Genomic DNA, 12,954 nt, shown 5'->3' with positions numbered 1-12,954 from the left:
CGGGCTTTCTGCTGACGGCGTGGATCGGCGGGGCGGGACTATGCTGCCCCGCCCCCGATGCTGCAAGCGTCAGAAAAACCGGTCGGGCATGATCCCCATGGGGGAGAGTGGGCTCAAGCGAAGGCTGAGACCACTCCGGCGGCGACTGCCGCCGCGCCCGTGCGTGCGGGCGCTTGAGGCAAACTAAACCCCGTTAATGCGGAACCATTCCAGACAGCGCTTCCACCCGTCCTTGGCATTGTCAGGGCGATAGCTGGGCCGATAATCGGCGTGGAAGGCGTGGGGGGCGTCGGGATAGACATGGAAGGTGCTGCGCGAATTGACGGCGGCCAGCGCCTTTTGCATCCGCTCCACATCGGCCATGGGGATGCCGCCATCCTTGCCGCCATAAAGGCCCAGGACCGGTGCATTCATCTTCTGCACCAGATTGACCGGCACCATGGGCTGCAGCTCCGTCGGTGCACTGGTCACACGGCCATACCAGGCGACGCCGGCCTTCAGCTTCGGGTTATGTGCAGCATAAAGCCAGGTGGTGCGCCCACCCCAGCAGAAGCCGGTGATGCCCAACCGCGAAATATCGCCGCCATCCTTGGCCGCCCAGGCGGCTGTGGCGTCCAGATCGGCCATGACCTGCGCATCCGGCACCTTGTTCACCAACTCTCGGATCAGGGCACCGGTATCGGTGAAGGAAGCGGCATTGCCCTGGCGCGCGAACAACTCTGTCGCGACTGCCAGATATCCTTCCTTGGCAAAGCGGCGGCAGACATCCTTGATATGCTCATGCACGCCGAAGATTTCCTGCACCACCATCACGATGGGGAACGGGCCCTTGCCCGCCGGTTTGGCGCGATAGGCGGGAAGGCTGCCGCCCTCCACCGGGATCGATACCTCACCCGCGACCAGCCCGTCGGTGGGCGTGGTGATGGTCTGAGCGGAAACGGGCAGGGTGGACAGGGCGAAACCACCCGCCAGCGTCGTCATGGCGAACATCCGTCGCGACAGGGTGTGGTTGATGGGGGACAACAGGCACTGGGCTTCTGCATCAACGCGGTCCATGGGGTTTCTCTCCCGTATTTATCCCGGCACTGGTCGCCCAAGATAGGGCAAGACGGCAGGGGCGCAACCCTTTGCGGGCCGGTCTAACCATTTCGCGCGTGTTTTCAATGCCCCTTGCAGCCACAGGCCCTTGCGCGCATCCTGTGCCCCGTGATCACTCCGGGGCCAACAGCAATGTCCAGCGACGCGAAAGCCGAACTGCTGCGCCAGATCCGCACCATCCGGCGGCGCATCGATCCCGATGTTCTGGCCCGCGCCCAGAAGGCCGCCGAAGCGGCGGAGGCAGCGCGCACCCTGCCGCCCGATCAAGTGCCCTATGACAAGGATGCGGCGCGCGATGTCGTGGCCAGTTTTCTGCAGTCGCGCAATGATGGCGGCCGTTTTGCCATGGCCCTGATGGAAAACCTGCGAAAGCCGGAAGCCGCCGCCAAGGCCTATACCGACCCGCGCCACATCGGCAAACCGGGCGGCAAGCGGGTTTAATCCCCCGCTTTTGCCGGCGCTTCCCACAACTCGATCTTCAATCCCCAGGGATCAATCAGCCAGGCGAAGCGGCCATTGGGGTCGCTATCGTCGCGGCCCAAAGGTTCCACCCCCGCCGCCAACGCCTTTTCCAGCACCCCATCCAGATCATCAACGATCAGGTTCACCATGAAGGGTAGGGGGCTTGGATCAAAATAGCTGCTGGTCGCCTTGAACCCGCTAAGCAGGGTGAAGCCCCGGTCGGGATGGGGGAACATCGCCCCAAAATCACCCCAGTCGATTCCCAGTACCCTTCGGTACCAATCGCCCATGGCTGCCGGGTCGGATGCCTTTATAAACAGACCACCAATCCCCAAAACCGCCGCCATTGCCCTCTCCATCGCCGGGGTCGTGCCGTTTGAGGGTCGCACAGGGGATGCCTCCTCAACAAGCCTTGGCATCAGGTCCGAACAATCATACACCCTAAGCGGGCTGATCATAAAAGATGGATGAATAAGCGCATGGCCATGTGGGGCATTACACGTTTTTGGCTGTGTTATTTATTTTTAACTCTTCTTTTAATTGTATTTCCTGCCGTTGCCCCGGCTGCTGCACCCCTGCGCCTTGTCGTTTCTGACAGTCTGCCGCCCCCCTATCTAATCTTGGATGAGGGTGGCGGAGAGGCGAAGGGACTGGCCATTGATTTGTGCCGCAAGGTGGCCGAACGGCTCGGTCGTGATACGACGGTGCGGCTGGCCCCGCCCAAACGGTTGCCTGAACTGGTGCGGGCGGGCGAGGTGGATATGGTGTGCCACGTCGCCCCCGGCTGGTATGCCTATCCAGACGATCTTTGGTTTGGTCGCCGCCTCTATACCGCCGACAGTGTCTTCATCGCGGCGCAGGGGGCGCCCAGCATCTGTGATCAATGTTCCCTGCCGGCGGAGGTGGCGACCGTCATCGGCTACGAATATGGCGACCGGATGCGCCAGGGTTTCGACAGCGGGGCCGTGTCACGGCGCGATGTCCGGTCAGAGGAGAATGTCTTCCGCCTGGTCCAGCATGGCCGGGTGTCTTACGGCATCATCTCCGAATACACGTTCCACTATTTCGCGAAAGGCCTGCGCGATGTCGCCATCAAGGGCAGCGTGGCGCGTTTCAACATCACCGTCGGCGTACCGCGCAGCGGCAGTATCAGTGAGGCGGAATTGAAGATCGCATCCGCCGCCATCCGTCTGCCCCAGGACGTGGCCCCCGAATATCGCGCCTATCTGGGCGCGCCTGCCGGGCCTCGTTGATCTGAACCTACCTGCCCGGTGCCACCCGGCGATAGGACAGCGCCTCCGCCACATGGATGCGGCGCACCTGATCGGCATTGTCCATGTCAGCCAGGGTGCGGGCCACGCGCAGCACGCGGTGATATCCCCGCGCCGACAGTTTCAGCCGTTCCGCCGCCTCGGTGAGCAGGGAACGACCCTGCGGATCCGGTGCCGCCGCCTTTTCCAGCAGTTCGCCATCGGCCTCGGCATTGGTGCGGACGGGCGGGTGGCCGGGCTGGAGCAGGGCCTTGTACCGTTCCCGCTGCCGCTCCCGCGCGGCGGCGACGCGGGCTGCCACCTCCGCCGTGCCCTCACGCGGGGGCGGCAGTGACAGGTCGGATGCGCTAACCGCCGGCACATCGATATGCAGGTCGATACGGTCGAACAGCGGCCCGCTGATCTTGCTCTGATAATCCAGCGCGCATTTCGGCGCCCGGCCACAGGCCAGTGAAGCATCGTCCAGATGGCCGCAGCGGCAGGGGTTCATGGCTGCCACCAGTTGGAACCGGGCCGGATAGGTGACATGGTGGTTGGCGCGGCTGACGGTGGCGCGGCCCGTTTCCAGCGGCTGTCGCAAGGCCTCCAGCGTACCGCGTGCGAATTCAGGCAATTCGTCCAGAAACAGCACACCTTGATGTGCCAGACTGATCTCCCCCGGCTTGGCGCGTGTACCACCGCCGACCATGGCGGCCAGGGTGGCGGAATGATGGACCTCCCGGAACGGACGCGTACGGATCAACCGCCCTTCTTCCAGCCCGCCCGCGATGGAATGCACCATCGACACTTCCAGCGCCTCTGCCGCGTCCAAACCCGGCAGCAGGCCCGGCAGGCGCGCGGCCAGCATGGACTTGCCCGATCCCGGCGGACCCAGCATCAACATGTTATGGCCGCCACTGGCTGCCACTTCCAGCACACGTTTGGCCGTTTCCTGACCCTTTACGTCACGAAGGTCCCGTACGCTACCCGGCAGTTCCTGCTGCAGCTTCGGTTCCGGCCTTGTCAGGACCTGGGTCCCCTTGAAATGATTGATCAGAGCCAGCAGCGATGGCGGTGCCAGAATGTCCAGCCCATCACCAGCCCATGCCGCCTCCCCCCCACTGGCCGCTGGGCAGATCAGGCCCTTGGCCGATGCCAAGGCATTGATGGCGGCGGGCAGGACACCGGCGACCGGTGCGATGGACCCGTCCAGCCCCAGTTCACCCAGCGACTGATACCCCGCCATGGCGTCATCCGGCAGAATGCCCATCATGACCAGCAGGGCCAGCGCGATGGGCAGATCGAAATGCGATCCTTCCTTCATGACATCGGCGGGTGCCAGATTGACCATCAAGCGCTGTGCCGGCAACGCAATGCCCAGGGCATGCAACGCACCACGCACGCGTTCCCGGCTTTCCGCCACCGCCTTGTCCGGCAATCCCACCACGAGAAAGGTGATGGGGCCGCCCGTCATCTGCACCTGAACATCGATATCCAGCACATCAATGCCTTGAAAGGCTACCGTCGATACACGCGCCGCCACCCACACCCCCACTGCACACAAGTTCAGGTTAGTATAGATGATGAGACTTGCAGGCGGAAGCAGCCGGTTGCCGACTTTCGCGCCAATCCGGCCCGGCTGGTTCTGGTGAAGTCACATCGCTATATCTGACATGATATTACGATTAGCGCTAAGTAACTGGATATACAGGTCAAAACTGGCCTCCATTGGCGTGAAATGATCGAAATCTGGAAGACTTCCAAACCCTTGCCCCTCATCCTCTCCCGCGATGTCAGGCTTGGCGAGGGCCTGATGATTTCATTCTTAATTGGGGTCAGCGATGATTAGCCTCGATATCAACGGCAAGGTCCGCGAAGTGGACGTGGCCGACGACATGCCACTTCTATGGGTCCTTCGTGACGAATTGAATATGACGGGCACCAAGTTCGGCTGCGGCGTTGCGCAGTGCGGCGCCTGTACGGTCCATGTGGACGGTCAGCCGACCCGGTCCTGTCAATTGCCGGCCTCTGCCGCCGTGGGTGCCAAGATCACCACAATCGAGGGCCTGTCCGGCAAGGCCGCCGCTGCCGTTCAGAAGGCCTGGGCCGATCTGGACGTGGTGCAGTGCGGCTACTGCCAGTCGGGTCAGGTTATGGCTGCCACGGCCCTGATCGCCGAGAACCAGAACCCCACCGATGCTGATATTGAGGCGGCGATGGACGGCAATGTCTGCCGTTGCGCAACCTATGTGCGGATCAAGGCAGCCGTGAAGCAGGCTGCCAAGCTGGCGAGGACCTGAGCCATGATGCTGCGTCAATTGCTGCGCCAGGCCGCGTCCAACGTGGCCGAACCCACCCCCAGCCGCCGTACCTTTCTGAAGGGCACGGGCGGCGCCCTGGTCATCGGTGCCGTGGTCCCGCTGGGATCGTTCGCGGCTGAAACCGCTGCCCCCGGCCTAGTCGGCCCCGCCGACCCGCGCCCGAACCTGTTCGTGCGTGTGGCCAAGGACAACACCGTTACTGTCCTGGTCAAGCATCTGGACAAGGGCCAGGGCATTATGACCGGCCTCACCACCATCGTGGCAGAGGAGTTGGACGCCGACTGGTCCCAGATGCGCGGTGAGCATGCGCCCGCCGACAGCAAGCTGTATGGCAACCACTTCTTCGGCATCCAGGGTACGGGCGGTTCCACCGCCGTCGCCAATAGCTGGGATGAGCTGCGGATGGCCGGTGCCGCCGCCCGCGTCATGCTGGTGAACGCCGCCGCGTCCCAATGGAAGGTGCCAGCGGACCAGATCACGGTTGCGAAGGGCGTTGTCAGCCACAAGGCGTCGGGCAAGTCCGCCACCTTCGGTCAACTGGCCGAAGCTGCGTCGAAGCAGCCGATCCCGGCCAAGGTGACCTTGAAGGAACCCGGCCAGTACAGCCTGATCGGAAACGAGACGCTGCACCGGCTGGACCATGTGTCGAAGACCAATGGCACTGCCATCTTCGCCATGGATATCCGGCGTCCCAATCAGGTGACGGCGGTTTTGGCCCGCAGTCCGCGATTCGGCGGCACGGTGAAGTCGGTGGATGACAAGGCCGCCCGGGCGGTTCCCGGCGTCATCGACGTGCTGACCCTGCCGGTTGGTGTGGCGGTGGTGGCAAAGAACACATGGGCCGCCATCAAGGGCCGCGAGGCACTGTCCATCGATTGGGATGATAGCAAGGCCGAAAAGCGTGGCACCGACCAGATGCTGGCCGAATACCGCGCCCAGGCCAAGAAGCCAGGCACCAAGGCCGCCCGCAAGGGTGACACAGGCGCCGCCTTCAAGACCGCCGCCAAGGTCGTCGAGGCGGAATACAGCTTCCCCTATCTGGCTCATGCCCCCATGGAGCCGTTGAACGCCACGCTGGAAATCACGGCGGATGGCGGGGCTGAAATCTGGGCCGGGTCCCAGTTCCAGGGCATCGAACAGCCGGTCGTGGCCGGCATCCTGGGCACTACGCCTGACAAGGTGAAGATCAACACCTTGTGGGCTGGCGGTAGCTTTGGACGCCGCGCCACCACCAATGCCGATTACATCGCTGAGGTCGCCCTGATCGCCAAGGCCCTGGCAGCCAAGGGCAAGAAGGTGCCGGTGCATCTGGTCTGGACGCGTGAGGATGACATCCAGGGTGGCCGTTACCGCCCCATGGTTGTTCATCGCGTCAAGGGCGGACTGGACAAGGCCGGCAAGCTGGTCGCCTGGGAACAGGCCATCGTGACCCAATCCTTCATTGCCGACACGCCCTTTGCACAGGTGATGATCAAGGATGGCGTCGATGCGACGGCGGTCGAAGGCGCTTCGGACATGGCCTATGCCGTGCCGAACCTGTCCGTTGACTACCATCAGATGGCCTCGCCGGTTACCACGCTGTGGTGGCGGTCGGTCGGTCACACCCACACGGCCTATGCCAAGGAAGCCTTTGTTGAGGAACTGGCGGCGGCAGCCGGTAAGGATTCGGTGGCTTTCCGTCTGGAACTGCTGGGTGATGCCCATCCGCGTCTGACCGGCGTGCTGAAACTGGCGGCGGAAAAGGCCGGCTGGTCCAAGCCGCTGGCTCCGGCGGCGGACGGATCGAAGCGAGCGCGCGGCGTTGCCGTGCATGAAAGCTTCAGCAGCTTTGTCGCGCATGTGGCCGAGGTGACGGTGTCCAAGGATGGCAAGATCAAGGTGGATCGTGTTGTCGTGGCCGTGGATTGCGGCGTGCCCGTCAACCCCAACGTCATCAAGGCCCAGATCGAAGGCGGCACCGGCTTCGGTATCGGCCATGCCCTGCGCGATCAGATCACCCTGACGGATGGTCTGGTCGATCAGAGCAATTTCGACGGGTATGAGCCGATGCGCCTGTCGGACATGCCGGATGTCGAGGTCCATATCGTTGCGTCCACGGCCCGACCGACCGGTGTGGGCGAACCCGGTGTGCCCACGGCGGCCCCGGCGGTCGCCAACGCGGTCTTCCGCGCCACGGGCCAGAAGCTGCACGACCTGCCTTTCAGCAAGGCGGGCGTGGTCTAAAAGGAAAGGGCCCCACGGTGACGTGGGGCCCTTTTCATTTCGCCTTCCAGGCCTTGGCCAGGGCGACGAACCCGGCCACGTCTATCTCCTCCGCCCGCGCGGTGGGCGGGATGCCGACGGAGAGCAGCAGCGGCTCCGGTTCCTTCATCAGGGATTTCAGGCTGGCGCGCAGCATCTTGCGCCGCTGCCCAAAGGCGGCCGCGACCAGCGCCTCCATGGTGGCGAAGTCGGGATCATCGGCAGGGCGTTCGCGCGGGGTCAGTTGGACCACGGCACTGTCCACCTTGGGCGGCGGGGTGAAGGCGCGGGCCGGCAGGTCATACAGATTGCGGCAATGGGCCAGCCATTGCGCCATAACGGCCAAACGGCCATAGGCCGGGGTCCGCGTGCCCGCCACGATGCGGTCGGCCACTTCCTTCTGGAACATCAAGGTCAGGGACCGATACTCCCCGATCCGCTTCAACCAACCGATCAGCAGCGGTGTGCCGACATTATAAGGCAGGTTGGAGACGACGGCGCGCGGGGCCGGGACCAGATCAACCGGGTCCACGGTCAGGGCATCCGCCTCAATCAACCGCATACGCCCCGCCGACGCGGCCACTATGTCCGCCAGGGCGACGGCAAAGCGCGGGTCGCGCTCAACGGCGGTGATGCTGGCAGCCGGGCTTTCCACCAGCGCGCGGGTCAGGCCGCCGGGGCCGGGCCCCACCTCCACGATGTTCACGCCCGTGAAATCGCCCGCCTCGCGCACGATGCGGCGGGTGACGTTAAGGTCCAGCAGAAAATGCTGCCCAAAGGCCTTCTTGGCGGCCAGTTCGTGGGTGGCGATGACATCACGCAGGGGCGGCAGGTGGGACAGGTCGCGGCCATCACTCATATCAAGCACTCTTCTGCCGGCGGGCGGCGATGCGGGAGGCGGCATGCAGGGCCGCGATCAGGCTGCTGGCATTGGCTTCGCCCGTGCCCGCCAGCGAAAGGGCCGTGCCATGGTCAGGCGAGGTGCGGACGAAGGGCAGGCCCAGCGTGATATTCACGCCCGTGTCGAAATCCAGCGTCTTCAGCGGGATCAGACCCTGGTCATGATACATGCAGACCACCGCGTCATATCGCGCACGGGCACCGGCATGGAACAGGGTGTCGGCAGGGAAGGGGCCGGCGGCATTGATGCCTTCGGCCTTCATGGTGGCGACGGCGGGTGCGATGACCTCAATCTCCTCCCGCCCCATGGCCCCGCCTTCACCTGCATGCGGGTTCAAGGCGGCAACGGCCAGGCGGGGTATTTCGATACCGAAATCACTTTTTAGGGCGGCATGGGTGACGCGGGCCACGTGGAGAATGACATCCGACGTCAGATATTGAGCCACGTCCTTGACCGCGACATGGATGGTTGCCAGCACGACGCGCAAGCCCCCGCCTTCTAGCAGCATGACGGTCCCGTCATCGGGCAATCCCGCCAGATGCGCCAGATACTCGGTATGGCCCGGCCAACGGAAGCCGCAAGCATACAGCGCACTTTTCTGGATCGGGTTCGTGACGACCCCAGAAAGCTGACCAGTCGTTGCCAGATGCACCGCACGATCAATCGCCGCAATCACCGCCGATCCATTGGCCGGATCGGGATTGCCATAGGTAACCGGGGCGGGCAAGGCGACGGGCAGCACCGGAAGGGACGTGGCAAACAGATCGGCAATGCGATCCAGCCCCGCCTCATCGACAATGGCAACCGGCACATCCAGGCCCAGCGTTGATGCCAGCGCCGTGATACGGTCGGGGTCATCCAGCAAGACGAAGGGCGGCACTGATGCCGCCCCGCGTTCCATCCAGGCCTTCAGGGCGATGTCGCCGCCGATGCCTGCCGGTTCCCCCATGGTCAGGCCCAGCGGCGCCGCCATGGCTTACATCCTGGTCTCGATGGTGGCGTTCCGGCGCAGGTCGCGCAGGTACCGGCGTTGCTGCAAATCCATGCGTTCCTGGAACAGGGCGCTGCGCACCTGATCGGGTGGGGGCAAGCTGCCTTCCGGCACCACACGGTCGCAGACCATCAGCAGCATGGCGCCACGGTCGGTCATCAGCGGGGCCGTCGCCTGACCCACACCCAGTGCGCTCACCATCTGCCCGATCTGTTCGGGGATATCGCCCAGACGGGTCAGCGGCTGGGTGAAAACCTGCGATCCCGGCACGGCCTGCGTTGCCTGCTCCAGGGCTTCACAGCCGCGCGCCTGCTCGCTCACCTGCTTCGCGGCGTCAAAGGCGGCGTCTTGCTGGGCCTGCGCCTCACCGGCGATGGGCACCACGAACTGACGAATGGCAATCTGGATATTCTTGGGGTCACCCGCGGCCACGATACGCTGATCGCGCAGCCACAGAATGTGGTAGCCGGCAGAACCACGGATCGGGCGAGAGAACTGGCCCTTCTGCATCTGCTGCAACGACCGGTCCAGATTATCTTCCAGCTGGCCCTGCTGGATCCAGCCCAGATCACCGCCGCTGGCGGCACCGGCAGATTGCGAGAACTGGCGCGCAACGGCGCTGAAATTCGCACCCCGGCCGATCTGTTCCACCAGACGCTCGCCCAGGCGTAGAACCTCGGCTTCATTGGTGCTGCTGTCGACGGCCAGGAAGATCTCCGCGACCTGATATTCCGGCTTGCCGGCATTGGCGCGGATACGCTCGATATAGGCGTTCACTTCGCTGTCGGGCACGGTCACCTGCTGGCGCACCACGCGCTGCACGACCTTGCTCCAGGCGATCTGGGCCAGCATCTGCTGACGCATGGTGTTCCAGGGCACGCCGGCCTGGGCCAGGGCAGCCTTCAACTGGTCCAAATCCATGCGGTTGCGCTGCGCGGCGGCTTCCAGATCCTCGCTCAGCTCATCCTCGGTGACCGTCAGGTTGCGCTCGCGCGCTTCCTGGATTTGCAAGGCCTCGTCGGTCAGCAGACGGATGACCTGCGGCAGCAGGCGCTGGCGCGTTTCGGCATTGTCGGGCAGGCCCGAGGAAACGATGGCCAGCTGCAACCGGCCTTCCACGTCGGCGACCGTGATCGGTTCCTCGTTCACGATGGCGGCGATACGGCCCAACTGGCCCTGGGCCCCGTTGGCGCCCTGCGCCATCACGGCCACAGGCGCGGACAGCAGGGCGATAGACAGGGCGGTCGCCCCCAGCAGGGTGTTGCGCACAAGGCTTTTCATGGTCGGTCGGATCACAGGCTGCATCATGGGGCGTTCTTATAGAGGCTTGCAGGGCTAAACGCAAAGCGTACCGCGTTCATCCGTCTTCGGTGTGAAGAAGGGCGGCGGCAGAGAGCATCACCGTCACCCCGGCGGGGGCCCAGGCGGCCATGATCACGGGCACCGCACCGGACAGGCCAAGGGCCATGATCACATCCTTGACGATGAACAGCAGCAGGGCGGTGACGATGCCGGCCCCAACCATGGTCAGGGTGCCGCCGCCCCGCATCTGCCGAAGGGAGAAGGCCGCCGCTAGCAGCACCATGGCCGCATAGAAGAAAGGCTGTGCCAGCAAAACATGCCAATGCAGACGGTGCCTTACCGGTGACAGGCCCGTCAGTTCCAGCGTGCGGATGAAGTCCGGCAATTGCCAGAAGGACAGCGTGTCCGGGCTGGCAAAACTGTTCTGGATGCGCTGTTCGGTAAGGTCGGTGGGCAGGCGATAGCGTGCCAGGAAACGGGCCGGCTCCCCCGGTTCATTGTACCAGACCTCGCTCAGGTCCCAATACCCGGGTACCAGTTCGGCGGATGCCGCATCCAGACGGGCCGACAGTTTTTGCCCCGGCGTGGACAGCAGCACCATGACGCGCCGCATCTCCAGCGTGCCGGGCACTACCGACTCCGCATGAATGCGATAGGCCCCTTCCGGTGTCAGCTGTGTCAGCCACAGGCCGGACCGCCCTACATCCAGGGAGGATGTCTGGCCACGCAGATAGCGGTTTTCCAGCTTCTCATACCGGGTCAGCATGGCGGCGAAGATCGGATTCAGGATGGTGACCAGCAACACGCCGATGATCATGGCCCAGGCAAGCACGGGGGCCGTGAACTGCCAGACGCTGATCCCGCTGGCCCGCGCCACCACCAATTCATGCGTTCGGGTGAGGCGCCAGAAGGTGTACATGGCGCCAAACAGGACCACAAAGGGCAGCACCTCCTGCCCGATCTCCGGCAGTTTTAGCAGCCCCATGGTCACGACGATATCGAAGGTCGCTTCCGGCCGATTGGCGGCACGACGCAGCAACTCGACCGTGTCCAGCAGATAGACCAGGGCCAGCAGCGAACAAAGCCCCGCCGCAAACCACAGCAGGAACTGACGCCCGATATAAAGGGAAAGGGTGGCAAACAGACGCATCAGCCCACCCCCTTGCCAGGAGCCGCGGGCAGGGAACGGCCCATGCCGTCACGCCGCAGATACCAGAGACAGAGCGGTACGGGCGCCAGCACGAACAGGTACAGCAGGCCGGCGAGTACCGGCACCTTGCCGATCAGACTGACGATGCCCAGAACGGCGGCCTGCAATACCAGGGCGCCAACAGCGGCAACGGTGATGCGCCGTCCACGGCCCCGGCGGGAAAACTCACCCGGCAGCAGGGCCGCCAGCGCGATGGTGGCAAAGGACAGGACCAGGAAAGGACTGGCCAGCCGGTTATGGAGTTCCGCCCGCAACCGCCCGGCAAAACGCTGGTCGATCGGGTCATTAGCATCGGGTGTCCAGAGCTGTTCCAGGGTCCGTTCGCGCGGCTCCACCCAGCGGGGCGCCAATTCACGGCGCAGCGATTGCAAATCCACGGCGTAGCGTTCGAACTCCAGCCATTCGGCCTTGCCCGTGGCCTCCGTGAACTTGCTCTGCGTGCCGTCATGGACCAGGACGCGGGGGGTGCCATCGGCATCGGTGATCGTGCCGCTGGCCGCGACGATGGTGGTGGTCACCCCCGGCTGCCGCCCGTCATGGATCAGGATATCCTCCAGCGATCCATCGGGCAGCCGGTCGCGGACATAGATGGTCAGCTTGTCGGACAGTTCGTTGAACGTGCCCTCGCGCAGCAGCATGGCCGACACATCACTGCGCACCGATTGGCGCAGCGCCACCAGACTGCGCTGCGCCGCCGGGCCCAGCCAGACGGACAGCATGAAACAAAACAGCGTCCCGATCAGCGCCAGAATCAGGACCGGCCGCGCCAGCGCCATGGGGCCCAGGCCAGCGGCGCGCATCACCACCAGTTCGCTGTCCTGCGTCAGGCGGTTATAGGTGAACAGCACCGCTGTCAGCACGCCGAAGGGCAGCACGATGGACAGGAAGGTGGGGAAGGACAGCAGCGCCAGATGCGCAAATGCGCCAAACCCGGCCCCCCCCTCAACGACCAGTTCGACAAGGCGCAGCGACTGCGTCAGCCAGATGGCCGCCGACAGGGCACCCGTCACCACAATCGTGGCCAGGAACAGGTTGCGCAGAAGGTAACGGTTAATCTGAGACATGTTTTCCCAAAGGGTCGGGCACCGTACCGGCCCTGCATCCACCATACAACGTATCGCCCGATTGCGACCTGTTCGTGGCGGACCGACAGATTTTGGCCCAAGGTGACCTTGACA

The 12,954-nt window shown here is 64.2% G+C and carries 12 protein-coding genes; 4 read left to right on the top strand and 8 right to left on the bottom strand.

Annotated features, from left to right (window positions below; translation table 11 throughout):
* Positions 1 to 183 precede the first annotated feature (183 nt).
* Entirely contained in the window at positions 184 to 1,056 is an 873-nt protein-coding gene (locus tag C0V82_RS04400) for a dienelactone hydrolase family protein (RefSeq protein ID WP_102111276.1), read from the bottom strand.
* Positions 1,057 to 1,230: 174 nt separating this feature from the next.
* Here C0V82_RS04400 and C0V82_RS04395 point away from each other — a divergent pair, with 174 nt between their 5' ends.
* Positions 1,231 to 1,539 carry a hypothetical protein gene (locus tag C0V82_RS04395; protein ID WP_102111275.1) on the top strand — a complete coding sequence of 103 codons (309 nt, stop codon included), beginning with the start codon at positions 1,231 to 1,233 and terminating at the stop codon, positions 1,537 to 1,539.
* On the opposite strand, the gene C0V82_RS04390 is transcribed toward C0V82_RS04395, so the two are convergent.
* Positions 1,536 to 1,907, bottom strand: coding sequence for a VOC family protein (locus tag C0V82_RS04390; RefSeq protein ID WP_102111274.1), 372 nt, complete (start codon positions 1,905 to 1,907; stop codon positions 1,536 to 1,538). The two genes, C0V82_RS04395 and C0V82_RS04390, sit on opposite strands and share 4 nt — an antisense overlap.
* Before the next feature lie 120 nt (positions 1,908 to 2,027).
* On the opposite strand from C0V82_RS04390, the gene C0V82_RS04385 reads away from it, so the two are divergent.
* On the top strand, positions 2,028 to 2,813 hold the full coding sequence (locus C0V82_RS04385) for a substrate-binding periplasmic protein (RefSeq protein ID WP_102111273.1): 786 nt from the start codon (positions 2,028 to 2,030) through the stop codon (positions 2,811 to 2,813).
* A 7-nt stretch (positions 2,814 to 2,820) separates the two neighbouring features.
* Here the strand turns inward: C0V82_RS04385 and C0V82_RS04380 are convergent, their stop codons facing one another.
* The gene (locus C0V82_RS04380; protein WP_102113234.1) at positions 2,821 to 4,353 is read right to left on the bottom strand and encodes a YifB family Mg chelatase-like AAA ATPase; all 1,533 of its coding nucleotides are present in this window, start codon (positions 4,351 to 4,353) and stop codon (positions 2,821 to 2,823) included.
* A gap of 298 nt (positions 4,354 to 4,651) precedes the next feature.
* On the opposite strand from C0V82_RS04380, the gene C0V82_RS04375 reads away from it, so the two are divergent.
* A complete protein-coding gene (locus C0V82_RS04375; protein WP_102111272.1) occupies positions 4,652 to 5,110 on the top strand; it encodes a (2Fe-2S)-binding protein in 459 nt (152 codons plus the stop codon).
* Positions 5,111 to 5,113: 3 nt separating this feature from the next.
* Complete coding sequence (locus C0V82_RS04370) at positions 5,114 to 7,354, top strand: xanthine dehydrogenase family protein molybdopterin-binding subunit (RefSeq protein ID WP_245924152.1); 2,241 nt, start codon at positions 5,114 to 5,116, stop codon at positions 7,352 to 7,354.
* Between the two features lie 34 nt (positions 7,355 to 7,388).
* Here the strand turns inward: C0V82_RS04370 and rsmA are convergent, their stop codons facing one another.
* From rsmA to lptF, 5 genes are read right to left on the bottom strand one after another with little or no spacing between them, the layout of a single operon-like run.
* Positions 7,389 to 8,231, bottom strand: coding sequence for a 16S rRNA (adenine(1518)-N(6)/adenine(1519)-N(6))-dimethyltransferase RsmA (gene rsmA / locus C0V82_RS04365; protein WP_102111271.1), 843 nt, complete (start codon positions 8,229 to 8,231; stop codon positions 7,389 to 7,391).
* Position 8,232: 1 nt separating this feature from the next.
* Positions 8,233 to 9,246: a 4-hydroxythreonine-4-phosphate dehydrogenase PdxA gene (gene pdxA, locus C0V82_RS04360; protein ID WP_102111270.1), complete on the bottom strand. Its 1,014-nt coding sequence runs from the start codon at positions 9,244 to 9,246 to the stop codon at positions 8,233 to 8,235.
* Positions 9,247 to 9,249: 3 nt separating this feature from the next.
* On the bottom strand, positions 9,250 to 10,572 hold the full coding sequence (locus C0V82_RS04355) for a peptidylprolyl isomerase (RefSeq protein ID WP_102111269.1): 1,323 nt from the start codon (positions 10,570 to 10,572) through the stop codon (positions 9,250 to 9,252).
* A gap of 49 nt (positions 10,573 to 10,621) precedes the next feature.
* On the bottom strand, positions 10,622 to 11,716 hold the full coding sequence (lptG, locus tag C0V82_RS04350) for an LPS export ABC transporter permease LptG (RefSeq protein ID WP_102111268.1): 1,095 nt from the start codon (positions 11,714 to 11,716) through the stop codon (positions 10,622 to 10,624).
* The gene (gene lptF / locus C0V82_RS04345; protein WP_158659728.1) at positions 11,716 to 12,840 is read right to left on the bottom strand and encodes an LPS export ABC transporter permease LptF; all 1,125 of its coding nucleotides are present in this window, start codon (positions 12,838 to 12,840) and stop codon (positions 11,716 to 11,718) included. The genes lptG and lptF overlap by 1 nt, the downstream gene beginning before the upstream one ends.
* Positions 12,841 to 12,954 lie beyond the last annotated feature (114 nt).

It is taken from the genome of Niveispirillum cyanobacteriorum, from assembly GCF_002868735.1.
Classification (GTDB): domain Bacteria; phylum Pseudomonadota; class Alphaproteobacteria; order Azospirillales; family Azospirillaceae; genus Niveispirillum; species Niveispirillum cyanobacteriorum.
The sequence above is the reverse complement of the archived record's forward strand: the minus strand, read 5'-3'. Positions and strand labels throughout refer to the sequence as shown.